Genomic DNA, 25,372 nt, shown 5'->3' on the forward strand with positions numbered 1-25,372 from the left:
ATGCTTTGGCACAGAAACAAGAGCATTAGGGTAATATATGTTCTTATCTTTTTCGTCATGGATGTTGTTTTTGTTTTGCATTTGGAGTGTCATTGGCTTGTCACTTGGCATTCTTCTTGTTGAATATCTCCGATATCATGGCTTTCACGTCCTCGCCAACTTGTACAAAGTTCTTATAGAGGATGCGCTCACGCTCATCACGGCTCTTGAAGGTGTAGAACTTGGGCAGTGGCATATACTCGCTTTCTTCTTTCTTGATGTCTGCCATATTAAAGTCGGTCTTGCAATAGAACTTACTAGTCTTGAACTCATCGCTCTCCTGTATGTTCATACTACCATTCATGCCGGTCTTGGTTGCCACAAAGTCCCTTGCCGTCTGACCGCAGATCCATCCTGTCGGCATGTCCGAGATTTTACTGGCTGGTACAAGACTGTCCATATTCTCATTCAGGTTGATGCTCGTCTTGTCTCTATCGATGGTCACGCCTTTCTTCAGTTGCACCACCTTTCCAAAAATGTCAGAGGATAGCCATTCCAGCGTTTCCTTGCTTCGTGCCGAACCGCTCACCACATTGCCTACGGTGGTGATGATCTTCTGCATACCCACCTTTCCATAGTCTGCTTCCAGCTGTGGCAGTTCCTGGAATCCCAAGGCTACGCTCACCTTGTTGCTTCGGGCTGTACCTATCAGTCGGTCTATCTTATGGAAGTAGAGTGTTGGTAACTCGTCCACAATGATGCTCACAGGGATGTTCTTGCCTTGTCCTGTGTTCACTCGTGTCACCAGTCGGTTGAGGATTAGGGCGTTCAATGCTCCAATGATACTCTCCATCTCCGGGTCATTGGCTATCAGCAGATAGCTTGGGGTCTTCGGGTCACTGACCTTCAGGTCGAAGTCATCACCGTCCTTGTGAAATATCCAATAGCTTTCCTTGGTGGCAAGGCGTGAGGTATAGACACGCAGTGTACCAATCATACCCTCCAACTGCTCCATCGCCTTGTTCTTCAATGCGGTTTGGAACGGACCGAGCAATGGTGCTACCTCGTTGTCGGTTTCCAACACATTGAAGATGGTCTGGTAACTTTCGTTCAAAAAACTGAGAATGTGGGGCATATCGCTGTACTTGCCCAACCAATAGGCTGGCTCCACTTCTTCTCCTGCATGGTTAAACACCTTTCCGGTCGGCTTCATCTGCATGGTCTTCGGATCAAGTACTTTCTCTGCTATCAGCATCTTGCCGTCCTTGTCGTATGGTTCCTTGCCATAGTTGATGAAGAAGTAGATACAGGCGGCGAGGAAGTTGACAGCTGAGGTCTGGAAGAACTGGTCGCTGCCGCCTCCGCCTTCTTTCTTGCCCTTTTGCAGAGATTCAAGCAATGTCTCTGCAGTCTCGCTCGCTGCTGCCAAATTATTGATGTACTTTTGCTGTATCGGGTTCACTCGCTTGGAGTATTCCACATCCACAAAGTTGATGATGTTGAACTTGCAGCCCTTTGGCAGTTTACCGAGCTGTTGGTTCTTCTTGTAATGGTAGTATAGTTTTGTTGCCAAGGTCGGGAACTTGTAATCGTAAACGACCATGGCAAAGCCTTTTGCACTGTGTTGACGGATGAATGGCTCGATGATGGAGAATGTCTTACCGCTACCCGGTGTACCCACTACCCAAGTGCCACGGAATGGGTTTACGATGTTCACCCATCCCTTGCGGAACTTACCCTTATAGTAGTAGCGCATAGGGATATTCACGCTGTATTTGTTATATTCCTCCTTCTGGCACTGCTCGAAACTCTCGTTCTCAAAGTTAAAACGGTCTTTCATCAGCCCTTCCTTCAGGAACTTCGAGATATTATCCAAGGCTACATGCACCAGCACTGTTCCGATGATGGTTGTCACCATATAGAGAATGGTGTTCAATCTTAGGGTATAGAGACGAGTGTCCATCGTATAGCCGAAGAGCCACACGGACATTGCCAACAGCAGCACACCACTCACCAAGGGGTAGAGCACCTGTCTTCGGGCATCGAACTCCAGGTGCTTCTTGTTTCTTGTGCCTACACAGGTGATGCACACCAAGAGGAATGTCACCACCTTGCTATACACCAGGTTGCCGTCATGGTAGATGAACCACTGCTTGATACGGTCGTGCAGGTCACACACCACACCGCCAAAGCCGTCTATCGCCCTTGGGTCTATGGCATACTCAAAGAACTCCATCAACACGGATATGTAGATGACCGCCCTGAATATCTTGTAAAATCCTTGTAACTCCTTGCTTTCTTCCATTGGATATGATTGCTATTTTAGAAAAATCGGATTGAATGAGTCTGCCGACAACACATCGCTATAGTTCACTTTCAGCGATATGGTGCGACCGCTGATTTGGTTCTCCGTCATTTCGATGGTTAATTGCTTGTCATTCGGGAATGTCATCTTCCGAATGACTATCACATTGCGGTAGCCATAGCGGAATCGCTTGGTCTGCTCCAATGTGAACACTGGATGCAACTCTACCATCTGTGAGTTGGTTGCCTTGGCTGTCTTCTTATCCGTCAGCTTCAATCGTATTTGGTCTATGTCAAACGGTATGTCTGTCTTGTTCTCCACCGAGAAGTCCAAGAAGAAATAGTCACCTGACGAATAGATATTATTCAGTTTCATCACCATTTTATGGGCTTTGGTCTTCACATTGTTCACATGGGCTTCCGAACTCCAAATCTGACGAGCATAACGAGCCATATCCGTAGAGGACAATGTGACCGCAGGATTGTTATAGGCATTCTTTTCTATCTGTTGTATCTCCTTATCCGTCACTGCCTCTTGCAGTCTGGTGGTATAGAGTAGCGCATACTGGGTGCGATAGCGTTCCGTCACAATAGTTACGATAGCAAGCACTTCACCATCTTCATGCATTCCTTCCTTGGGCTTCAATCGCACAGTATTGTTGATGGGTTGGTCTCCTGCTATCTTGTCGGTGGATATATCCACAAAGCGGATGGGTTCGCTTGCCGTAATGACTGTAGTCACTTGCTCGTTCACAGTCAGCTGCTCCATCTCCTGGTAGGTGCTGGGCTGATAGCTCTCTGCACTGGTCTGTTGTGCCATCAGGGGAGTGACACTTATTGCACACATCATGAGTGCGCCAATGGTCTTCTTGATATTCATATTCGTATTCTTTGAATGTTGATGTTTACTTACTCTTGGTCTCTTTGCTGTTTATCAGATACACAAAGGTGCCATATTTCAGTTTCACTTTATTCTTCTTGATAGCCTTGCCTATGGCATTGCTTGTTTTCTGATAGGCATTCTGCATGGTCTGCATGCCCCATTGTGAAAAACTGCTGCCAGTATTGGTGGTATTCATATCCACATTGCCAGTCACGGCTCCGCTTGCCACATCCTTGGTGGTCTCTCTAAACTGGCTGCTTGGCACATACAAGCCTTCCATGCCGTCGGTGTCATAGAGTGACAGGTTGATTTTCACTATCTCGTCATCCACCAGCACACTTTTCACCGTTCCTTTCACTCGTTGCGAACTGAAACCGCTCATGGTGGCATACAGGTATGCGCCTTTCTTCACCACCATTTCACCGATTTCCACATCATCTAACAGTCTCAAACGTACACGGCTTCCATCCACGGCTTTCACATTCTCGTCAATGATAGCCTTGATGAGTGTAGGCTCTTTCTCATTCACTGCCAATGTGTTGAAATAGTCTGAGGAGGTCTTCACCTTTTTCACCACCTCACTTGGCTTGTCATTCTCGTCTGCTTCCTTTCGGGCATTCTCATTCACCTTGATTTTGCCCTCAATGTTGATACCGCCCTTGGCTGTAGCTGTTGTTTCATCGGATGCTGTTGCTGAAGACGATGAGTTCTGTTGCGTGGCTTGCTGTCCCTTCAGCCTTGCTTCGGCAAGTGCCTTGTTCAGCTCTGCCAACGCCTCGTTCTCTCTTTGCCGCTCATGGGCTTCTTGCGCTTCTCTCGTCTTCTCCAGTTCAGCTTGCCTCTTGGCTTCGGCATCCAACTGTTGCAGTTCTGCATCCGAATACTTGCTTTGGTATTCTTCTTTTTCTTGCTCATTGTCTCGGTCTATATTTTCCACGGCACTATGGTCTTCTATCTTGCCGTAGGCGTTCAACATGTTCTCATACTTGCCTCCAATACCGTCACCGCCCTTGATATGAGCTTGTGGAAGGTTCGGATTCAGATATTCCGTGGTCTGCATATTGGCATCCTTCTTCTCCGCCACCTTGGTATCAAAGAGGTCGAAGATAAAGTAGGAGGCACCAAGCAGTGGAAGATAGACAATCGCAGGTAGCATGTACTTGGGTTGTCTGAAATTGATTCTTTCTGTCAGCTTCATCGTTATTTGTCTTTATGAGGATGGCGTGCATCCTCATTGGTCCTTACTATGTTATTTGCATTCCCCATATTCTGATGGCGAGCCTTTATCAGCGAGTCCTGTCTCTCCGTGGCGGTGCGTCGCTCTCCCTGATAGTGATAAGCTCTTGCCATGCGATAAATGTTGAAACTGAAGCTCACACCCACAAAACCGAACACGATGACCAGGAACATTGTCTTATGCAAGTCGGCAAATTTCTGCACCTTGGCTGCAGCCTTGTCGATTCTGCACATCCTGGCAAACTTTCTTCCAGCTCTCACGTCTCGCTCATAGCGTTCCTTGTATTTTGGGTCGTCCTTGTCGGGCATCTTCTCCCCAATGAGCATCTGCTTAAATCCTTTTGTGTTCATCGTTATTTCTTTTTTATCTTTTTACTTCTTTACCCTTTTACCTTCAATAGTTGCTCTTCGTCTTCTGGTCAATATCCTTGTTGAGCAAGGTTCGCCAGTTCACTATCAGCAATCCATGTGGGTTGTTGTCAGTTCTCGGCACTCGTTTCAACTGTCCTGCCGTCACCAGTTCACGGGTCAGCACATTGGTTCTACGCTCGATGCGCTGTCTGCCGTAGTAGGTGAACTCCATCTTCTCCTTGTTGAACTTGATACTGTCACAGAAGATGCTGAACACGGCACTTGTTCCCATGATGTTGGAGTAGAAACCCTTTTCTTTCAGCGTATTGTACTGCGCCAATCCTGTCTCATCCACCAGATACATGGCTTTCTCCATCGTGTATTTGATGTACTTGTCATCTGGTGCCAATGTGAAGAAATAATGATGGAACATCTCGATATGGCTCTTTGCTTCCACATCCAATGTCTCATCCATCGTCGTACGCTGCACCAAAATTGGCACGTTGCCGTCCAACACATAGATTTTGTTCTGTGCATCCACCACCATATTCTTCGCCGTCCAGATGCTACTGATACTTATCAGCACGCACCCAACCAGAAACAGGCTACAGATGATAGTCACCAACTTTACCTTATTCTCTAAATTCTTGATTACCATTGCTATAATGTTTTTTACCTTTTTCACTCTTTTACTTTTTTACCTTTATCAGTGCATCACATGGGCAAGTGTCCCCTGTGCCGACATTTTGGCTTGCTGTGCCACACCCTCACCGAAGTTTCTGGTAGAGAATGCGGTATCGCCCTCTGGTATCATCCATGCCGCAAGGTCTGGAACCAAGTTCAGACACTTCAACGCAACGATACTTGCTGCCATCAGATACCCTGCCGAGAAGAACGAGTTCTGCAAATATGCCGCCATCGTCTGCTCACTGGCGGTGATAGCCGTCAGGTTCTCCACCTGTATGCAGAGCACGATGTCGAAGAGCAATAACACGTAGAAGCCCACGAAGTAGAGCATGGCTCCATAGAAATGCACGGTCAGATACCTTGTCAGCCACTTCGCCCAACTGCTTTCCCATTTCGGCAATAGCGAGAATGCCCATTGTATCGGTCCGAATATCGTCAGCATTCCCAGTAGTATCTGCTGGCAATAGATGGTGCTCCACCAACCGATACGAAACACGATCAATGCTATCAGCATCACAATCTTGTCGATGTTCACTACGGCTCCTGCAGTCAGTGAGGTAAACCACAGCTTGGCTGCGTCCTTTTCCATATTGGTCACTTCATCTACACCTGTCTGCTCCATGGTCGATTCCACCAGATTCGGGTCTGTTGTTCCCTTATGGGCAATGTCTGCCTGGGCTTGTACGTTGGTGTACATCGTGTCTCTGGTGTAGATGAGCTGCTGAACTTCCGTAAACTTGTCCTCTATCTGTGTGGCTTCCGCCTCATATAGGTCATGGGTATAACTTCCAATGGAGTTTGGTATGTAACTCAGAAAGTCCAGTACGCACCAATTGCTGCCACTGTTCGTCATGCCTGTATCGGCAGGTGGGTACCACCAACAGAGGATGATGCTTATCACCAATGGCTTGAATAGTTTCATCACATCCAGTGGCTCATGCTTCACCATCATCTTGTAGGCCATGTTCGCTGCCACCACGATAGAGAAGAGGGCGGCTAATGCCATACACATCTGGACGACCCACCAAAAAGGTCCGTTTGAGCCTGTAAAAGTAGCGTCGCACAGAAACTCGTTGGTCTGGAAAATCACGTCATCAATTTCTTCTTCCAAGATGTTGATGCCGAAGTCGGATAATATGCTACTGTTGTCTGCCATAACTCCTTATCTGTTTATTTTCAAATCATTGTCATCCTCATTCGAGCCGTTATTACTGCCAGAAGATGTGTTGTTTCTCACTGCCATTCCTGCCTCTCGCCATTTGCTGGATGCACTGCTGATGATACTTCGTTTGTTGGCGGTCTGGTAGTTACCGTTTGCTGTCAACAATTCCTTGGTCTTGCTGGCATTCGACATCTGCACCAGTTGCTTCACAAGTGTCTCGTTCTGTTTTGCCACATCTGCATAAATCTGTAGGTACATCTTCTTACGCTTGGCATTGGGCATATAGGCATCCTTGGTGGCTTTGATGGCTGTCTCATAGACATGATAGCATTCTGTCCAGCGTTGGTTGTCACCGATGGATCCGCCTACAGGCAGGATGCGGTCGATGTTGCTCTTGAAGGCATTCATCTTGCTGTTGATTTTGCTTCCTTCCACTTTCCAGGCGAGGTCAATCTGACGGTCTGCCATATTCAACGCCTCAATCTCTGCTCTTTTGGTCAGGGCAGAGTCGATGGCTTCGGCATATTCCACTTGATTGTAAGCTCCGATTCCTGCCGTGGTACGAAAACCGAGTTTGTTCTTACTCGCAGCCGATTTCTTGTAACTGCTGTGCAGTAACTGATAGTACAATTCTGGTGACAGACTTCCGCTACCGATTTCCATTACCGTTATCTGGTTCTTTTTCGAACTGTCATGATTGTATGTCACATAACTCTGGGCATTGCCTGTCATGGCTATGCCCAATAATAGTAATATAGCTCCTGCCTTTGTTTTCTTTCTATCCATGTCTATACATTATTATATAAGGGTTACTAACTCTCACTATTTGCTAACAAATGAATTCTTCATACTTCACTCTTCACTTAACTAATATCCGAGTTTACCTGCCACTCTCCACCGACCGAAGGCATCTTCCAGTATTTGCTGCTTGCTTTTGGTTCGGTAAACCTTTTCTTTCCAATAGCCGATGCGCACTTGGATATATCGCCACGACTCAAAGTAGCTTTTGTTCAGATGCTTCTCTATATTGTCAAGCGAGGTGTTGATGCTTTCCAATACCACAAGAAGGTCTGCCGTGGAACACGCTGCCGCTCCTGTGGCATACAGCACCAAGTCGCTCACGCTTTTGTAGAGGTATTCGCCTTCATTTGCGATATTCTCTATGGCTCGTCGGTTAATACCTATCAGTATGGTATCGGCAAGCGAAATGCGCTTTCGTTTGATGACTTTTTTGTTGTAGTCATCCAACAGCTTCTTATAGTCCGATATTCTGTCGCTCACACTCTCGTAGGTTGAGTACACGTTCAGACTGGTTCGTAAACTTTGATACAGCACATCTATCACATCAAATGCCCTGGTGTACTTGTCAAGGTCAACGTTCAGTTCCTTGTATGCCTTGGTCTCGTCCTTGCTGTAACTATGCAACAGTTTATTGCTGTATTCCAAAGTGCTTCTTGCAAGCAACAGGCTCCGCTGTTTCTTGTGGTCATTGATGTAGGCTTCCACACTGGCAACATCAAATCCCCATTGGGCGAATGTTTTAGAGGGGAGGGCGAGGAGCAAGATTGCTACCAGCAATGTTCTCACAATACCCATTCGTCGCTTCTTGCTCACTGACCCTGCAACCCTCTCCGCTGCATCAGCCTTGTATTCTTTTCTATTTCTCATTTTCATTGTCTTCATCATTAAACTTGCCGTGATAATTATCCGAGTGTTTGGTGTCGGCAGCTTTCCTTAACCAACGTTTCTTGCATTTCTCCACAAGTGTCAACCGTCGTCCTTCGTCAGCATTGATATGTGGAGCGATGTCCATCAGCACGTCGATGATGTTGCGCTTGTAGTGCATCATCTTCTCCAACGACACCAAGTCTGCGTATATCTTGGTGATTCTGCTGTCCACCTCCCTGGCTATCTCCAGTCTGTCGCTCGACCATAGCAGATGGAAGGTATCATCGGTGTTATTGTCATCGGCAGGTGCGCTCTTAGCATATTCGGTGGTTATCTTGCACGATGGATATTCCTGTGCGATTTCCGAGATGCGCTTGTTCACTTCGTCTGCCTTTTCCTGCTCGGTCTTGCTTGGGTCAAGCGTTATCACATCCACTACCGAGGTGTTGGTGTATTCCGATGTCAGCTCCCAACTGATCTGCAGGATGGCTCTGTGTATCTTGATGCCCAAGAAATATTTCGGCTTTCGGGCAATCTTCAATGTTGCCTTGAAGGTGATGATGCCGTTGATGTTGGGCATGGTGGCTTTTCGAATGTAAGTATAGCCGCTCCATGTTCCTTCCCCTTGCCAAGTCAGGTTGTAGGCGCTCTTGCAGTCGTTCATAATGGCTGGTATGCGATAGTAGTCATCCGTCGCCACGTCATTGTCCTTTCCTGCCTCTGCCTTGGCTTCCTCTATTTTCCTTTGTTTCTGTTGCCATGTGGCAAGTTCTTTGTTCAGTTGTTCGATGGAAGCCATGTTCTTGTTGTATTGCTCCCGATACTTGGCTGCATCTTCCACACTTGCATTGGCGATTTGCTTGACAAGTGATTTGTTCTCCGCTTCCAACTGATTGATTTGCGATTGCAAAGAGGTTATCTTGGCATTGGCTTCCTGCTCCTGCTTATACAAATCTGAGAGGTCAAGGTTGTTCTCTGTCACAGATGTTGTCATGGCGCATTTCTTGCTGTGGTCATTCAGCGAACCGCCACAACTCTTGCATTTGTATTGTGTGGTGCCTTGCCCCAACTGCACACCGTCGCTGCATGTCACACTAATGGTCACGCTCTCGCATCCCTTCAGTTTGGCGGCATCGGTTGCCTGATAGTAGTTGCGTGCATCACTGCCTATATAATAGGTATAGCCTTCCTCGTTGTCATTCCATTCGCTCAACCGGGCTTGCAGTTGTGCCTTGAAGGTGTTCAAGTCCATCGAATAGGAGTCAAAGACTGCCTCATACACTTCTTCTGTCCTGTTCCAACTCTTGTACACCTGTATCTCGTAGGCGTATGCCTTCTGTTTCTGTCCTTTTTTCTTGCTACTGATGATGTAGCTGTTCAACCAATAGCTGATACTGTAGGTAAAGCCATCATTCTGGTTGTTGAGCTGTTGCACCCTTGTTCTTGACCATCCTGCATGATTCTCCGAGTTTTGCAGGATAGCTTCCTTTTGGCTATTGTTGGGATAGAAGTTGGCATCCTTGGTGTTGATTCTGTACCAGTGGTCGCCTTTCAAGATGCTGTTGTCATCGGTGGGCGGTACATAGTCGCACAATTTCTCTCGTCCTTGGTCTCGTCGGGCGATATACCATCTTTGCGTGTAGTAGTTTCCTGCCGTCTCATCCAGATAGTCCGTCATCCATGAGGTGAGGTTATAGTTGGCAAGAGAGAAAAGTCCTGCCACGTTGTCCTTGCCTCCAATCATTCCCAAGAGGGTGTTGCCTACGCTCTTGTCGAGACTTTTGAACAGCGAGGAATAGTTATCCACAATGTCGATGGCTGCACTGAGCTTGCCTTGGAAGAGGTCGTTGAACTGGCTGCTCTGCAACAGGGCATTGCCGATATTGTTCATTCCTGCTCCTGCAAGGTTGGCTCCTGCCTTATACAGATTGTCGATGTCGGCTTTCAGATTGTCCACTGTAAAATTGCCTGGCACCTTCGACAAATCGTCCAACATCTTCTTCCAATCCACGTTGCCAATCTCTGAAAGTTTCAGTATGGCAGCTATCTCCTGGTTGATTTGTAGAAAGGCGATGTCCGAGAATGTGAGGGTGCTGTTTGTTACCACACTCTCAAACTGCATGCACAGGTTCTTGGTGTCGTCACATATCTTCATCAGATAGGTTCCCCAATACAGGGCAGTCTGCGGACTTTTCAGCATCATTCCTGCCACCGTCCATATCTTCGGCATGATTTTGCCCGACACCATGTTGTAGATACGGCGGTAATAGTAGTTCTCTGTGCAACTGTTCCAGATGCCCAAATCCGTCATTGCCTTGCGTTCCAAGAATTTTGAGGCGAAGATGCCGGCACTTGCCACTTCTGCTGCATTATAATGCTTCAAGATGTTCTGCACCTGCTCGTTATAGTATGCCTCTGCCACGGCTTCCGTTCCGTATGCAGCTGCCATAGCAGCTACCGTCTGCCTGTCATAGTTCACGCTGTAGTACTGTGCGTCAGCCTTTGCCAACACACAGACTATCAGCATTATGATGGATAGAAGTCGTTTCATCTTTGATTACTTTTTATTTTCGTTCCCTAAATTCAGTACTTTTCCTGCCTGATTTACCTTTTGAGCAAAGGCGAGGCTCTTGCTGATACCACTTGCATCCCAATCCCTGCAATAGGCTTCAATAGCTTGCTGATGATTGCATTTCAACTCTCGCTTGTATAGCTTCAACGCTTCCTTTTCCGCTCGCTCCGTGGTGTAGGTCATATAGCACTCATGCGGTTCCTCCACACCATACACATTGCTGGTCTGTCCTCGTCTGATGAACACTTCACGGAAGAAACTGCGCCCTTCCTTATTCTCCAAACGGTTAATGGTGAAGATTTTCTTGCAGTCCACATCGGTCAAACCGAGTATCGCCTTGATGGTGTCAAAACGTTCCTTGAACTTGCTTTGGTCGAGCAGCATCACCACATCAGAGTTGTTGATGATGGCTTCCTTAACTATCTCACTTCCGATGATGTCCTGTATCTCCTGCGTCACCACACCCACGCTTGCCCAGAATTTTCTGGCGGTCTTATACAGATATTTTATGTATTCCGCCATCATGGGCGAGGCGATGGCTTTCCATGCCTCCTCGATGATGAGCATCTTTCGGTTCTTTTTGATGCGCATCTTCTGCAGGAACACGTCCATGATGATGAGCGTCACCAGTGGAAAAAGCAGTGGATCATCCTTGATACTGTCGATTTCGAAGACGATGAAGGTCTCATCAAACAGACTGCTGTCCATATTCTCATTCAGTGTCACATCGTGGCTGCCTCCTTTATAGAAGTCCTTCAACAGATAGTTGTAGGATGACAGGTCTATGCCATGCAGACCGTTCTCCTCGCATATCTTCGGCAGTCGCTCAGTACTGAACTCATAGAAAGTGTTGAAACAGAGGTTGCTCACTCTCTTGGTGGTGAAATAGGCATCGTAATACTCGTTGATGACTTGTTCTATCAGTCTGTCTTCGGTCTTGCTCACTGTGCCTTGACTTCCTTTCCATATCAGCATCACGAGGTTTTTCAGGAATCCCAACTTTTCGATGTTCCATTCCTCTCGCTTGATTTTGAAAGGGTTCATCGTGATAGGATGCTCCTCGGTATAGGAAATGTATTTTCCGCCGAAGTATTCACACAGTCCCTCATACGAGTTACCTGTATCTACCAGCACGATGTCGGTGTCCTGCTCATGGGCTTGGCGCACCATGGAGTTTACATAAAAACTCTTGCCGCTTCCCGAAGGACCGAGGACAAAGAAGTTGCTGTTGTCGGTCAGCTTATTTCGTCCCTCTTTCCCTGATATGTCGATGGCCACAGGCACTCCTTGACGGTCGGTATAATAGACCATGAATGGCGTGTCCTCGCTATGCACAATCTTTTCCTTGTACATCAGGCAGGTGGCAGCATCGCCCAAGGTCAAGAATCGGTCGTAGTCGGCATTCATCCCATAGCAGTTGCCGGGGAAAGAGTTGACAAACAGTTCCAACTGGTTGTAGGCTCGCTTCGAAATATGGATGCCCATCCTGCCAAAGGCATTTTCCAGATGGTTGGTACACTTTTGTATATCCGTGTCTGGCTTCACCGTCACTATCAGATTATAGTGGGTATATACCAACAGCTTGTTTTCCCTCGCTATCACCTCCTGCACTCGCTTGATGTCCTCCACGGCTATCAGATTGTTTGGGTTGGGCATACTGGCATGGCGATTCTTCTTTTTGTCTAACAGAGCAAGCTCACGCTTCTGATTCGGCACAAAGATGATTTGGTTATACACCACACTCTCCACACCAGGAATGCTGTCCACCAATGCTACCAGATCCACTGGCATACTTGTGTTGTTCACCTCGATGTTGGTAAACGGACGGATTTGTGTCGGCAAGTTGGCGCAATCCACATCCACAAGACTATATACCTTACAGCGTCTGTCACCCATACCTATCATCTCGTCATACACCTTGAATCCTGTCATGCTCACCATCTTGTCACGGAAGTTCATGGCAAAGAAACGGTCAACATACAGACTTGCCTCTTGTTTGTTTAAGAACTCTGACTTGATACCGGCATCCTTCAGCTGGTCTTGCACCTTTCTGATTTTCACTAAGAAATCTCGCCATTTCTTGTTGTCGAAAGACATCAGACGACTCTTCTTGTTCTCCTGCGTAATGGTCAGATAGGTCATGCTGTCTGTATATTCTCTTCCGTTGAAATAGCGGAAGTAGGATTCTGTTAGGAACTCATGCCCCTTGCCACCCTCATCCTCAAACTGCTTTCTGGTAAAGATGTCCTGCTTGTGTAGGGCATAGCCTTCACCCAGAGTCTGTGCGATGGCAGCAAACAGATTGGTGAACTCATAATAGCTGTCTATATTGGCAGAATACTTCTGCACTGGGTTCTCCATTCTCAGGATGGCAGAATACTCTCCAGTCTTTGTATAGAGCACACCGATACCGTCCGTGTCTTCCACGGAGAAGTAGATGTCCTGAAAGATTTTCTTCCGCTTGCCACCAGTACCAAAGGCATAAACCGATATGGCCATGCCAATGCAGATTGCCACGAAAAATAAGATTACATATAGTACCATATTCGTTTATTCTTCTGTTTCTTCGGATGATTGATGATTTTCTCCCATACTGGATGATTTGTTGTCATTCTCTTGATAAGAGGTATTGTAGCTTTCTTCGCTATAAAGGGTTGATACACTATCCTTTGCAGTGGAATCCATCCTGTTTGTTTGTGTTTCCACGGTCGCAGGATGTTCTTCTGCCTCTCTCGCCCAAGCAGCTCTTGCCTTGTCAGCACTCCTCATGGCATCCAATGTGGGTGGCTTGTAGGTCTTGTCCTTGCATGCGGTCAGCAATATGCCAGCCAATGCCATAATGATAATGTTCTTTGCTTTCATGCTCATAACCATTCTTTTATATCAAAGATGCGATACTTTCGGCAGAAACAAATAAAGGTAGGCCCACACCCTTGGGGGAGAATGAGCCTACCAGTCGTTCACTTTCTACTTGTCATCCACATCTTGGTCATGTCGATACTTTTTTGTTTCACATTTTTATATGCGCTTGCTGTAGGCATAGATAAACACTCCTTGGTCGTTCTTCTTGGTATGCATTCCCTTCCGTTGTTTGAACATGATGAGACCTGCACCCGTAGCGATTGCCACGACCAACACTATCAGTCCTGCAATGATACCTATCAGACAGTAGGCGGCAATGAAGCCGATGATGGCTCCTCCTGCTGTGGCTGCTGCCCAATAGATGTACCGCCCCTGTATTCCCATGAATTCAAGGGGTTTCTGGAGTCCCTTAAATAGTGGGTAGTCTTGGTAGCGGATTTCCTGCTCTTCTCTTGCCATTCTTCACGTCGTTTCTCACTTACTGAATATGCACAGAATAACTCTCACTCGTTAGTTGGTCACACCGAAGAACAATGGCAATGCCTGTGCTGCTGCCACGAGGAAGATACATGCTCCTACAATCATCATGATCTTCTTCTTGACATCCTGCTCCTCATTGTTCATAGCGATGTAAACGCTGATGGCACCCACTACGGCAACAACACCTGCAATGGCATAACAGAGCTTGACCACAATAGGCACGTATTTGGCTATTTCCTCTGTCACAGTTGTCAAGGCAGTGGTTCCTGCAGTGTAGTCACCTGCCGAGTTTTGCGCCATGGCAATGCCACCGCCCACAAGGAGCATCAATGCCAATGTCTTCAAGCGTCCTGAAGAGAGAACGCTCTTGGCGGTCTTCTTCAAATAGTTCGTTGTTTTCTTAAACATTCTTTCTTGTTTTACTTGTTAATGATTCGTTTGGAAACACCTTATTATAATTATATAGAAAGGTGTTGTCGCTTTCACATGATATACTCTTCTGCAGTTGAGTCTTAAATCTGGTAACCAAAGAATGCTGGGAACAGGATGGATGCGCCTATCATAAACAGACAGGCTCCTATCAGCGTCAGTATGGACTTGGTAACTCCATCTTCCCCTGTGTTCATCTTGATGTATATCTGCAAAGCGGATATAATCACCATCACAGCAGCGACAGCGTATGTCAGATACAGCACATACAGCATCATCGTCACCACATAGTCGTGCATCCCTGCCAGTGCGTCTGCTCCCCAGCTATAGTCCACATTACCGCATTTGGCTGATGCTGACAGGGGGAGCAGCGCAAAGACAAAGGAACTTACTACATTCTTTATGATATGGCTAAATTTCATCCTTGACTGGTATTGTTTTGATGTTTGGTTGTCCTGGCTTTGTCTCGCCTTGTTTCAATAGGCTCTCCGTGAAGTCGTCCTGCCATAGTCCGTCTATCCATATGGGAGAAGTGGACTCCATCTGCCCATCCATCTTTTCCTGCAACGACTCGGCTGCGTTCTTCGGCTTCTGTTGGTTGACATTATTTCCTTCGTCTTCATCAACATCATCTTCTCTGCCGGAAGAATCCGTTTCTGGAGAATAACCACTCATTCCGTTGTTCTCTGTTCCCATGCCATAGCCCTCATCGTATGATGTGCCGTCTTGGAAACTCGTGTCGTATTGCTTGTCGGCAACGCTAAAGCCACCATCGCTTTCGTTGATGGCTACAGCAGCTTCCTCTTCCGTTATGTTGCTGATGTCAAACACTTCCTCATTGCTTTTGGCTTCTTCCTTCTTACCATACAGGTCTCTTGTTATCATCACCGCATAGTAAATAGCGTATGCAATGGTAAGGCTGATGGCGAATATCAAAAATGGACTCATATAATACTTTGTTTTATTGATGATTTATACTCTATGCAGTGGCAAAAGTGCCAGTTGCGAGTGCAAAGTAAAGAGTAAAATCCGACATAAAAGAATTTTGTAAAGTATGACCATCAAAGTTTAAGATATATTCAAATTATAATCATATATCATACTCTCAATCATACTTTAATCAGCTTCTTCTGTTAGTTTTCGCATATTTCTTCCTTATACTTAGACGGATGTTTTTAAGTATAGAATACCTTATCTGTTTAAATCTTGTAATATGTACTTGTTTAATACGTAATATAACATAAAACAGAGGTATTCGTACAGATATTTTGATTTTATGTACGTTTAGTGTTAAAAATGAGTTAATGTTTCAATATGTTTGCCGCATTGGATTTTATTTTATTACTTTTGTATTCAAAAAATAATAATAACATGTATAACAAGCCATATGTCATCAGATATATTAAGAATTATAGAAGGAGGATTGAATAACGATAGGAGAAAAATCATAAGTTACTCCAATCGTTTAGCTACTCGTCTTGAAGCCGAGGGCGACATTCAATTGGCTCGTTGCATCAAAGAGCAAATTCAAAACTCTAACACAAGAAGTTCTGCAACAGCTGATGCCATGCGTATGTTACCTTTAGATTCGGACAGCAAATTGCAAATAGTAGAAGTAATTCCCGAAGACTCAACACGTACCAATATTGTCCTTTCTGATAATGTCGGAAGGCAAGTAGGTGAATTCATTGAGTTGGTGAGGCACAGTGACGAACTGGAACAGGCAGGGGTTAATATGCCTAAGTCCATGCTTCTTTACGGAGCACCTGGTTGTGGTAAGACCTCTATAGCTCACTATGTCAGTGAAAACACCAATTTACCATTGGTGGTAGCAAGATTGGATGGAATTGTTTCATCACTTCTTGGTAGTACAGCAAAGAACTTAAGAAAAATATTCAGCTATGCTAGTAGCATGCCATGCATCTTGTTTCTTGACGAATTTGATGCTATAGCCAAGGCACGTGACGACAATCACGAGCTGGGAGAACTGAAGCGTGTCATCAACAGCTTGCTTCAAAACATTGACTCCATGCCAACTTCTTGCGTTCTGATTGCAGCAACAAACCATCCCGAATTGTTAGACAAGGCCGTTTGGAGACGCTTCACAACAAAAATTGAAGTCGGAATGCCTGATGACGAAGCAAGAAAAAAAATAATTTTGGACTTAACATCTGGGTTCAATTGTCCTTTTGTAGAGGATGGACAAAAGATGAAAACGGTTTGTGACTTAACAAAAAAAATGTCTCCCTCTGACATCTCTACGATATTTAACAAACTAAAAGTGAAGGGCGTTATCAATGGAAGCAAAGCTATTGAATATGAGGACTTACTTGTTACTATCTTTGAGTTCGAAGGAAAAGACGAAGCACAAGATAAACTCATCATGTTCCTTAACACAAACGGAGTTAGTCAAGCCAAGATTGTACAAAAACTAAATATTAGTGCAAGATTGGTCAGAAATGTATTATCTAAAAAATAGTGAATTATGGCAAAAGAATATCCTATACAAAATGTATCTTTTAGGGGAGAAACAGACAATTTCTTGACGGAAGCTGGTGGTGGCAGTGAATTACCAAAGTGGGTTAATGATACTGCTATTTCCGTTAATGCAGAAAGGGTTTACGATCAATTGGAGTTGTTCTCAGAATTATTCTCTGATGCAAATAGAACGATGCCTGTGCTTACAGAGATTACACTGAACAAAAAAGCAACAGCTAAATCTCATCGTCCAGCAGTGCGAAAAATGATGGATGTAAACTCTAAACGAAATGTCCTAGGAGTCACATCGGTAGGTAAAATCTTGGTAAAGATTGATACCGCCAATGATTTGAAGAAAATGGAGCGAGGTTTTAAGGTGGTAAATACAGCCAATCTGCCGAAAGACAAAAAGATTGGTTTGTCTGCAATAGAAAACATTTCTCGATACAAGGCTGTTGTTGATGATAGCATTCAAGAAAATGACCGTCTCAAACTGCAGTTGGTTGATTATCTGAATAGTGAGTACAATCATCGTTCTCGTATTGCTTTGAGTATAAAATGCAAGGAATTTGGAGTTGAATTAGAAGAGCTGAATTATGCTAGTAGCTTACGCTTGTTTTCCTTGGAACATGTGTCAGAGGAAGCACTTCAGGCTATTGCATCCATGGATTGTGTCTTGGCGGTTAGAAAAATGCCTACAATAGAATTTGAAACTGCCCCAGACGAAGACAACTCCAGCATCGAAGTGATGACACCATTGGAAGGCGCAACATATCCTGTGGTAGGCTTGTTGGATTCTGGTGTTGGCGATAATGATTACCTGCGTCCTTGGATGATTGATGATGAAGATAATATCGCTGATTTGGAAGATGAAGACATAAACAGAAGTCATGGAACTGCTGTTGCAAGTGTCATCAACTATGGTGATTTTCTTGAAAATAAAGATTTGACGAAATGTGGACCTTGTAAAATAAAGAGTTGTATTGTCAATACAGACAGAACCCAAATATACGAAAACGAGTTGGTAGCCAACATTCAAAATGCTATCGCTAAACATCCAGATATAAAAATCTGGAATCTCTCGCAAGGTACAACAAAAACGATAGATAATGACAGATATTCCGACTTGGGCATCGCATTGGACAGCTTGCAGAAAGACAACAGAATCTTGATTTGCAAATCTGCAGGTAATGTTGATCCAAGAGCAGAAAATCAAAGAATTACTGATGGCGCCGATTCTTTGCTTAGTCTCGTTGTAGGATCTATAGCTCATAAGAAAACTACCAATAATGATGCTAAAGAAAATGACAGAAGTCCTTTTTCTCGCATTGGTCCTGGTGTTGAAAATGCAGTAAAGCCAGATTTGGTGCACTATGGCGGCAATATGGATACACATCTGTCCCTGTTTTCAGAATGGGGAAGACAGTTTTGCCGCTGGAGTGGAACTAGTTTTTCTACTCCGCGAATTACAGCTTTGGCTGCTAATCTTAATCAGATGATTGGAGGTGAATGCAATCCCTTGCTTTTGAAAGCATTGCTTGTTCACAACTCTGATTACCCTGTAGGTTTATCGAAAACGCCAGAAGAACTTCGCAGGGAAATGGGGTTCGGTTTGCCATCTGTTATTACAGATATGCTTAACAACGATGCTGATGAGTGCACTATGGTTTTTCATCAGACTTTACAGAAAGGAACAAATATTGTTTCTTTGGATTTTCCATACCCACAAAGTTTGGTTGAAAACGGTTATTTCATCGGTGAAATTACATTGTCAATGGCTGTGAATCCTGTAATTAATGCGGGGCAAGGTTGTGAGTATTGCCAAAGTCAAGTGGATGTTCTATTGGAAACTTATGACCATGTTGAACATGTTCAATTGGGCGAAGGTATGATGCGCAATGAGTCAAGAACATCAAAAGATGCCGTTAATGTACTCAATGCATCGATTTATAGCTCAAAAGCTTTCAAAAAGGAGTTCGCAGAAGAACGTATGCTGATTGAACAGGGAGATAAATATCAACCTATCAAGAAGTATTATGTTGATCTTTCCAAGATGACTGACACTAACAGGAGAAAGGCATTGGGAGAAAACAGAAAATGGGCACTGAAACTCACTGGACTCTACCGTGATGCAGCTGTACAAGCTTTGGAGAGAGACGGAGAAGTACTTTCGCAAGACGTTGTTGTCGTTGTGACAATAAAAGACCCTAGACATCGTGGCACTATATATACCGAATGTCTCGATTTACTAGAACAAAGAGGATATGTACACAACGATATCAATATTCATAATGATATTAGAGTTGATAATTAATGATCGTACTTTATTATGGCTACATATGATTTTTCAAACGCCATTCCCTATGTGCCCACTCATGTTGGAGAACTGATAAACGACGAGCTTGTTGCGTCGGGACTGTCTGTAGAGCAATTGTCAGAAAAAGCTAATATCGAATTGATAGCTTTAAATGAAACAATTTCTGGGAAAAGACAACTATCCACAGAAATGGCTTTACAGATAGAATCAGTTATGGGGATTCCTGCTTCATTGCTTCTGAACATCCAAATTCAATACAACAGTTTTCTGCGGAGAAAATGAATATTCTCCGTAGAAAACTATCGTTTTTCAAACTTTCCCATATCACCTTACCAAAACAGATATGCTATATAATACACCAACAGCATCCCAAGCAGGAACACTGCCACACTGCATCCTATCTTCAATCGTTCCAATACCTCGTCTTGCTCCAGCCCCTTGCTATGTTTGATGATGACAACGATTGATACTATATCTATCAACAATACAGCATATATCATGGCTGGCAGATAGTGAATATGATCCACCATCCACCAGTGTATATCCGCTATATCGTCATATTCCACTTTTGCTTCCCTCATGCTTTCTTTCTCCCTATTAGACAATCGTTTACATCCTTATAATCTTTGCTTATGAAAAGGGCATAAAAAAAGCCCTCCGAAACGGAGAGCTTGGCAAATTCTTGGTGAACTGTTATTTTTCCATGTATTGTTTCAGTTCCTGTGTGATATATGTCCAAACTTCTTGGAAGGTTAGTGGCTCCTTGAATTTGATTTTCTTCAAATAACTATTCCACATAATATTTCGTTTGGCATCTGTCGCAAAAGAATCCTCGAAAAGGCTATATTCCGTAGAGATGGCGGTGCCTCTATTCTCAAACGTGGCTGTGATGGCTTCTTGCAATGTGTCCAAGTCAATATTTCCTGCTTTTAGTATTCTGTACACATCAAAGAAGTCTTTCATGCGGCTGTTCTCTGTCGCATGGTCTATCATTGCCTGATACTTTTCAGCCACCACGGTCTCTAAAGAGTAAGCCAAGATGTCAACTTCTGGTAATGTGTCCAGCAACACCGGATAAGAAAGGTCAACGGGTGCAGGAGTTATGATGTCGCCAAAGCCTACATCCATGGAAATAACTTGGCTTGCCGTGTCAAGTCCTACCTTGACATGCACTCGCACACCATTATATTCTTTTTTGAGAGTGATTTCTTCTACGCTAATGCTGTCCTTTTCAAAGACAACTCCGTCTTCCGGACATTCTATGTCGCATAAATTTCTGAATGTCTCCTTGATATTGTCCAACTCACGGCTAATCTGTTGACCAAGGAAATCTATGTCCAATGTTGGTCTTGCTTTCAAATGCTCATGGGCATACAGTAATGCACCACCTTTCAATATAAAGCGTTCTTTGTATGGACTTACCGACAGACGGTACAACAGACGCTCCTGAAAGTATCGTGTCAATATCGATTGGTAGAAGACATTCTCTTCTTTCGATATATTAAGCAGTTTCGCTCTTACCGAGCGAGCATAATTCTTCGTTGTCATATTTATTATTTTATAGTTCCATTTGTAGATATGTTCCCAATGTTTTGGCAACTCTCAGTTGTGAGGCATATTTCATCAGTTTGCTGACATTACGATCTCTGCGTTTCAGATATTCCTTTATAATCTCCGTACAGACATCTATGCCGATTTTGTTTCTATACTTTACTGCATCACAGACACATTTCTCCACGTCATATATCCTCACCTTGAAACCCTCAATCTCTGTATTCGTAATTCCAAGGTTAAAGGCGGTATCACTCCAATGGTATAGTGTAATTGGGGGATAATCTGGAAGGGTGATTTTTCGGCCTCTTTTTATTGCAAGACAATATTCTTGTGGTACCTGTGTAGTCAACTGATAATGTGACCAAGCGGAATACAGACACAACACACCACCAGGAACAACCTTTTCCACATCAAGCATTTGACTTGCCAAATGGTCATCGGTTGCATACACACCTCTTTTTATTCTGGTGAGTTCGCCATTCTTGGCGGCTTGCAATACTTTATAGTATGCAGCTCTTCCTGCCATATCTTTTGCAGAGATATAGCCTTCAGATTTTGGATTTGTCATACGCTTTTCCATGATTTGCATCTTTAATTCTGTACAAAGTTACTACATATTTTCAAAAATGTAGTATGTTTGTACGGAAATCTACGCAAAAATCACGCAAAATATAGTTTTCTACGGAGAATATTGACTTTCTCCGTAGAAAATTATCGTTTTATACATCCTCTTTATGCGGAATAATGGATTTTCTGCCGATAAGATAATCATTGACATCCTTGTATTCTGCATATCTTATGGATTCGTTGATTGCCCTGTTTTGATAACAGTCCATGATTGTATGGGCAGCCACCGTTCCTGCTTGGTCATTATCAAGATAACAATGGATAGCAGTGTAACACGCCAATCGTTCCATGCATTTCCCAAGGCTACTGATGGAGTTCAGTAAAATATAATCACATGGCTCTTGTATGCAAATCACATTGTCGCCTCGCTTTTCCAAAGTCTTGTACGAAAGAAAGTCCATAAACCCCTCGAAGATGCAGCATCTGTCCTGCACTCCAACTTGCTGTGAATGTATCAAGGATATGTCTTTCTCGCCCAAACAACCTTTATAATATGGGTTACGCAGTTCATACCCATCCCGGTTATTTGGAAAGGCTATGCCAAAATACCGCTTGCCCTTAAACGTGTACCAGATCTCCTTGCAATAGCGTTTACCCATGTCCGCATCCACATGGCGTGAACGCAGATACGACATAAGCACAGGGTAGGACAAGTCTTGGATATGTACCTTGTCCATTTTGTTTGTCTCTACTTGTGTCGGTATGGGAGGTTTTGCCTTTGTGGACTTTGGGTTGTTCATGTCCGCTGTTATATGCTGCAATGCAGCACCCACATCATCCGTATTGTAGAGAAGTTGGGCAAGAGCAATGATGTTGCCACCCTTGCCAAGAGCAAAGTCATACCATTGGTTTCGGCTGAAGTTCACCTTGAACGATGGCTTTGTCTCCGCATGCAATGGCGACAGATAATAAGATGTGGACTTGCTGCATCGTTTGGGCTGATGTCCCAATGCGCTCAGATAGTCCGTGAGTTTGATTTCCTTTGCTTGTTGTATGTTCATCTTTCATTCATTTTTTGTTCATTCGTGCGCTTATTATATATACACCAGAGTGAATGAACGGTTTTGTGAAGTCATTTTGTAGTTAAATATGATGCCACTTCACAAAATCCGTCCGTTCTACTATTATATATACACCGAGGTGAATGAAGTGGTTTTTGAAGTGATTTTCGCTTCATCCTCACTTCTTCACCTCCTGCTCTTCAAGCAGCGGAAGCGAAGGATAATCCTTCATTCTGCAATACTCGTTATTGCCACACTTCACCACCAGTTTGCTCTTCAATAGGAAGGTCAGCAACTTTGACATCACTGTTCTTCCTCTGGCAAAACCAATAGTTGTATATCCTTTCGTCAATGCGTTTATCACATTCTCATAACCTGACACCACTTTCTTGCCGAAAGCCATTCCAAGTGCCTTGTCATGCTGCTCATCGGTAATGTCGGCTATTGTCATCTTAGGCTGTTTGGCTGTGGTAGAGTCAACCACATAGTCTTTGGCAATCTCTGGCAATCCCTCCTTATTTATTTGAAACGCAAAAGGGACAAAGTCCTTGTCTCGGATGTTGAGCGGTTTCACTTCACTCACATTCGCCATCGAATTGCTCTTACTTATCACCAGTACCGTCTCTGCCTTGTTGCTGAGTTCCGTGCCAATGTGACCTCTTACATTGTCATCACCCTTATTCAGGTGCAAGACGCAATGGATGTGCAGGTCATAGCGGCTTGACCACTGCATCAGTTTGTTGATGATATGGACGGACTCGCTCGGATTGTTGATGTCGAGCATCAAGTCCCTTATGCCGTCAATGATGACCAAGCCAAAGCCCTTTTGCGTCTGCAAGGCATATTCTATCAGTCGCAGTCTGAGGTTGGGACTGTACTCTCGCAGTCCGAAGAACACAAGGTTCTCACTGTTCATGTTGTCGGGCAATCCTGCAAGCCGGAGGATGCGCTGCATCACGCTGTGACAGTGGAAACGGCTCTGCTCCGTATCAACGTAGAGTATCTTACGCTTGTCATCGGGTAGTTTTGCCGTATATTGCAGCACCTTTCCGTTAGCAAGCGAGGCAGCAACCAAAGCGGACACGTTGAACGTCTTTCGGCTCTTCGCCTTGCCTGTGGAGGCACTGAAGTTGCCAAGCGTGGCTATGGTCGAGTTGTCCACCCATATTATCTGTGGCGGTGTCTGGTAGGTCTCATCCGCATGGATAAGCGATGCCTTCAGCAACTTTTCCAACAAATCAGCATTGTCCGCTGCGCCTTCAAAGAGGCTCATGTCGTTCATGTCTTCCATCGTCATCTGCTCTTCAAGGGTTTGTTCATCACATAGCGTATGGCATCCTGCTCATACACGTCTTTTGTTTTCACAGGGTGCTTCTTGATCCATTCCACCAGTTCTTCCTTGCTGAAATAGATGGTCTTGCCGTTTGGCTTGTAATGGGGAATGGCAAAGGTACGTGTCAGTTTGTAAAGCTGACTCTTTGAAGCGTCAAGGAATACGCTTGCCTCGTCAAGGGTGAGCACGTCTTTTCCTGCAAAGAGCCATTTCTCCAAGCACTTGATGCGGTTCAGCACATCCTCCACTGGTCCAAGCAGCTTGAATGCTTCTTCCATCTGTTGAATGCGCTCGGCAAGTCTCATTGGTGTCATGTCTGCCAGTTCTTGTTCTGTCAACTCGTGTTTATCCACGTCTATCGTTGGCGGTAGTATCGCACCATCCTTTGGCGGATTGTTTGCCTGATTTGTTGTCTGTCCAATCATTGTCGTAATTTTATTTATCGTTACACATAACGAGGTCGCCCTCCATAACCAGGTTTCTGATTACGGAGGGCAAAGGTAAGGGCATTTCTGCCCAATCGGATGGAAGGGCGCTTGACTGTCAACCGACTATCAAGCCAACTGTCAAGGTTTTCATCTGTCAGATGGTGTCCTTGCTATCATTTTTACCGCATTCTGCTATTTCTTGCACTTTCTTGCGGATAGCCTCATAGATACTGGCGTTGGTACTTTTGGCATCACTGGTTGCTGAGGACAGCTTGGTTGTTGTAAGTGGCTTGTCTGTTGATGAAGACAGGATGAGTTTATGCTTGGCAATGACCGATTGCCATTGCTTGCAAATCAAGTTCTTGCTGCAGAGCATGTCAAAGAAGAATGCCACACGTCTGTTACTTCTCGCCTTTAGCTGCTTGCAAACTTGGCACGAGAAGAGTTTTCGCATATCCTCTTCCGACACATCGGCTGAGAACAAATGAACCTCATTGGCATGGCGCGCAATGAGGTTCAACTGAGTAGAATCAAAGTAACATTGAAAGTCCTGTTTCGGTTTGGTTTCTTGTGCTGTTTGTAATATTGACGGTGGTTTACCATGGAGATACTGACCATTTGGAGGCGGCTCCGTGGTGTTGAACTTGTGATGAAGAGCCTTGTAGTCATGATACTCGAAATCCACTTTGGTAAAGAATATGACTACCAAATCCTCACGTTCTTCAAGAAACTCCTCCATGATGTAGAAGTTCTTCTTGTGCTCGTTCTTTCCTGCCGCATACTGGCAGTCCGTATAGGAATGGCTGTTGAGAAAGTCCTTTTTGTAGCGGTGATACAGTTTACCGCATCCTATGACTTCCGTCTGATAGCACTCATGGGCTTCCTTGAAGAACAGCCACAATTTGTTGGTACCACAAATGCCACCTACACCGTTAGCGAAGGTGCATTCATTGCATTGGGGTAAAAAGAGAGAACGAGGAGTCTTCTCGTCCTTGGTTGTTTGATGTATTATTATGTTCCA

25 protein-coding genes are annotated in these 25,372 nt (G+C 44.6%); 3 read left to right on the top strand and 22 right to left on the bottom strand.

Annotation, left to right across the window (positions count from 1 at the left end; all coding sequences use genetic code 11):
- Nucleotides 1-100: 100 nt before the first annotated feature.
- The 15 genes from KUA50_RS12705 to KUA50_RS12775 form a co-directional block, all read right to left on the bottom strand.
- Entirely contained in the window at nucleotides 101-2,284 is a 2,184-nt protein-coding gene (locus tag KUA50_RS12705) for a type IV secretory system conjugative DNA transfer family protein (RefSeq protein ID WP_218455818.1), read from the bottom strand.
- 12 nt (nucleotides 2,285-2,296) lie between these two features.
- Nucleotides 2,297-3,103 (bottom strand): conjugative transposon protein TraN, encoded by an 807-nt coding sequence (gene traN, locus KUA50_RS12710; protein WP_413777466.1) that lies wholly within the window; start codon nucleotides 3,101-3,103, stop codon nucleotides 2,297-2,299.
- 85 nt (nucleotides 3,104-3,188) lie between these two features.
- A complete protein-coding gene (gene traM, locus KUA50_RS12715; protein ID WP_218455820.1) occupies nucleotides 3,189-4,364 on the bottom strand; it encodes a conjugative transposon protein TraM in 1,176 nt (391 codons plus the stop codon).
- Between the two features lie 2 nt (nucleotides 4,365-4,366).
- Nucleotides 4,367-4,753: a hypothetical protein gene (locus KUA50_RS12720; protein WP_218455821.1), complete on the bottom strand. Its 387-nt coding sequence runs from the start codon at nucleotides 4,751-4,753 to the stop codon at nucleotides 4,367-4,369.
- A gap of 43 nt (nucleotides 4,754-4,796) precedes the next feature.
- Nucleotides 4,797-5,411, bottom strand: coding sequence for a conjugative transposon protein TraK (traK, locus tag KUA50_RS12725; RefSeq protein WP_010537146.1), 615 nt, complete (start codon nucleotides 5,409-5,411; stop codon nucleotides 4,797-4,799).
- 48 nt (nucleotides 5,412-5,459) lie between these two features.
- Complete coding sequence (locus tag KUA50_RS12730; RefSeq protein WP_071122653.1) at nucleotides 5,460-6,596, bottom strand: hypothetical protein; 1,137 nt, start codon at nucleotides 6,594-6,596, stop codon at nucleotides 5,460-5,462.
- A gap of 6 nt (nucleotides 6,597-6,602) precedes the next feature.
- Nucleotides 6,603-7,388 carry a DUF5045 domain-containing protein gene (locus KUA50_RS12735; RefSeq protein WP_217313253.1) on the bottom strand — a complete coding sequence of 262 codons (786 nt, stop codon included), beginning with the start codon at nucleotides 7,386-7,388 and terminating at the stop codon, nucleotides 6,603-6,605.
- An 81-nt stretch (nucleotides 7,389-7,469) separates the two neighbouring features.
- Nucleotides 7,470-8,198, bottom strand: coding sequence for a hypothetical protein (locus KUA50_RS12740; RefSeq protein WP_153081396.1), 729 nt, complete (start codon nucleotides 8,196-8,198; stop codon nucleotides 7,470-7,472).
- A 61-nt stretch (nucleotides 8,199-8,259) separates the two neighbouring features.
- The gene (locus KUA50_RS12745; protein WP_218455822.1) at nucleotides 8,260-10,821 is read right to left on the bottom strand and encodes a hypothetical protein; all 2,562 of its coding nucleotides are present in this window, start codon (nucleotides 10,819-10,821) and stop codon (nucleotides 8,260-8,262) included.
- Nucleotides 10,822-10,827: 6 nt separating this feature from the next.
- The gene (locus tag KUA50_RS12750; RefSeq protein WP_022121902.1) at nucleotides 10,828-13,386 is read right to left on the bottom strand and encodes a TraG family conjugative transposon ATPase; all 2,559 of its coding nucleotides are present in this window, start codon (nucleotides 13,384-13,386) and stop codon (nucleotides 10,828-10,830) included.
- A gap of 6 nt (nucleotides 13,387-13,392) precedes the next feature.
- Nucleotides 13,393-13,710: a hypothetical protein gene (locus KUA50_RS12755; RefSeq protein ID WP_022121903.1), complete on the bottom strand. Its 318-nt coding sequence runs from the start codon at nucleotides 13,708-13,710 to the stop codon at nucleotides 13,393-13,395.
- A gap of 150 nt (nucleotides 13,711-13,860) precedes the next feature.
- The gene (locus KUA50_RS12760) at nucleotides 13,861-14,163 is read right to left on the bottom strand and encodes a DUF4133 domain-containing protein (protein ID WP_153138108.1); all 303 of its coding nucleotides are present in this window, start codon (nucleotides 14,161-14,163) and stop codon (nucleotides 13,861-13,863) included.
- Nucleotides 14,164-14,214: 51 nt separating this feature from the next.
- Nucleotides 14,215-14,592, bottom strand: a complete 378-nt coding sequence (locus KUA50_RS12765; RefSeq protein WP_010537138.1) for a DUF4134 domain-containing protein — start codon at nucleotides 14,590-14,592, stop codon at nucleotides 14,215-14,217.
- Nucleotides 14,593-14,696: 104 nt separating this feature from the next.
- On the bottom strand, nucleotides 14,697-15,035 hold the full coding sequence (locus KUA50_RS12770; protein ID WP_010537137.1) for a DUF4134 domain-containing protein: 339 nt from the start codon (nucleotides 15,033-15,035) through the stop codon (nucleotides 14,697-14,699).
- Nucleotides 15,025-15,561 carry a hypothetical protein gene (locus KUA50_RS12775; RefSeq protein ID WP_153138105.1) on the bottom strand — a complete coding sequence of 179 codons (537 nt, stop codon included), beginning with the start codon at nucleotides 15,559-15,561 and terminating at the stop codon, nucleotides 15,025-15,027. Before KUA50_RS12775 ends, KUA50_RS12770 begins: the two co-directional genes overlap by 11 nt.
- Nucleotides 15,562-16,000: 439 nt before the next feature.
- Here KUA50_RS12775 and KUA50_RS12780 point away from each other — a divergent pair, with 439 nt between their 5' ends.
- The 3 genes from KUA50_RS12780 to KUA50_RS12790 are packed head-to-tail and all read left to right on the top strand — an operon-like array spanning nucleotide 16,001 to nucleotide 19,690.
- On the top strand, nucleotides 16,001-17,092 hold the full coding sequence (locus tag KUA50_RS12780; RefSeq protein ID WP_071122660.1) for an AAA family ATPase: 1,092 nt from the start codon (nucleotides 16,001-16,003) through the stop codon (nucleotides 17,090-17,092).
- 6 nt (nucleotides 17,093-17,098) lie between these two features.
- Nucleotides 17,099-19,405 carry a S8 family peptidase gene (locus KUA50_RS12785; protein ID WP_071122661.1) on the top strand — a complete coding sequence of 769 codons (2,307 nt, stop codon included), beginning with the start codon at nucleotides 17,099-17,101 and terminating at the stop codon, nucleotides 19,403-19,405.
- A gap of 15 nt (nucleotides 19,406-19,420) precedes the next feature.
- Entirely contained in the window at nucleotides 19,421-19,690 is a 270-nt protein-coding gene (locus KUA50_RS12790; RefSeq protein ID WP_071122662.1) for a helix-turn-helix transcriptional regulator, read from the top strand.
- Nucleotides 19,691-19,737: 47 nt separating this feature from the next.
- Here the strand turns inward: KUA50_RS12790 and KUA50_RS12795 are convergent, their stop codons facing one another.
- The 7 genes from KUA50_RS12795 to KUA50_RS12825 all read right to left on the bottom strand — a co-directional run bounded on the left by KUA50_RS12795 (nucleotide 19,738) and on the right by KUA50_RS12825 (nucleotide 25,252).
- Nucleotides 19,738-19,989 carry a hypothetical protein gene (locus KUA50_RS12795; protein WP_071122663.1) on the bottom strand — a complete coding sequence of 84 codons (252 nt, stop codon included), beginning with the start codon at nucleotides 19,987-19,989 and terminating at the stop codon, nucleotides 19,738-19,740.
- A gap of 112 nt (nucleotides 19,990-20,101) precedes the next feature.
- A complete protein-coding gene (locus tag KUA50_RS12800) occupies nucleotides 20,102-20,956 on the bottom strand; it encodes a nucleotidyl transferase AbiEii/AbiGii toxin family protein (protein WP_022328238.1) in 855 nt (284 codons plus the stop codon).
- A 10-nt stretch (nucleotides 20,957-20,966) separates the two neighbouring features.
- On the bottom strand, nucleotides 20,967-21,530 hold the full coding sequence (locus tag KUA50_RS12805; protein ID WP_081477588.1) for a type IV toxin-antitoxin system AbiEi family antitoxin domain-containing protein: 564 nt from the start codon (nucleotides 21,528-21,530) through the stop codon (nucleotides 20,967-20,969).
- A gap of 151 nt (nucleotides 21,531-21,681) precedes the next feature.
- A complete protein-coding gene (locus KUA50_RS12810; RefSeq protein WP_022328236.1) occupies nucleotides 21,682-22,590 on the bottom strand; it encodes a toprim domain-containing protein in 909 nt (302 codons plus the stop codon).
- Nucleotides 22,591-22,768: 178 nt separating this feature from the next.
- Nucleotides 22,769-23,881, bottom strand: a complete 1,113-nt coding sequence (locus KUA50_RS12815; protein ID WP_071122664.1) for an AAA family ATPase — start codon at nucleotides 23,879-23,881, stop codon at nucleotides 22,769-22,771.
- A gap of 2 nt (nucleotides 23,882-23,883) precedes the next feature.
- Nucleotides 23,884-24,348, bottom strand: coding sequence for a helix-turn-helix domain-containing protein (locus KUA50_RS12820; RefSeq protein ID WP_022328234.1), 465 nt, complete (start codon nucleotides 24,346-24,348; stop codon nucleotides 23,884-23,886).
- Nucleotides 24,349-24,505: 157 nt separating this feature from the next.
- Nucleotides 24,506-25,252 carry a hypothetical protein gene (locus tag KUA50_RS12825; RefSeq protein WP_022328233.1) on the bottom strand — a complete coding sequence of 249 codons (747 nt, stop codon included), beginning with the start codon at nucleotides 25,250-25,252 and terminating at the stop codon, nucleotides 24,506-24,508.
- Nucleotides 25,253-25,372: the final 120 nt, after the last annotated feature.

The sequence above is a fragment of the Segatella hominis genome, assembly GCF_019249725.2.
Taxonomy (GTDB): Bacteria; Bacteroidota; Bacteroidia; order Bacteroidales; family Bacteroidaceae; genus Prevotella.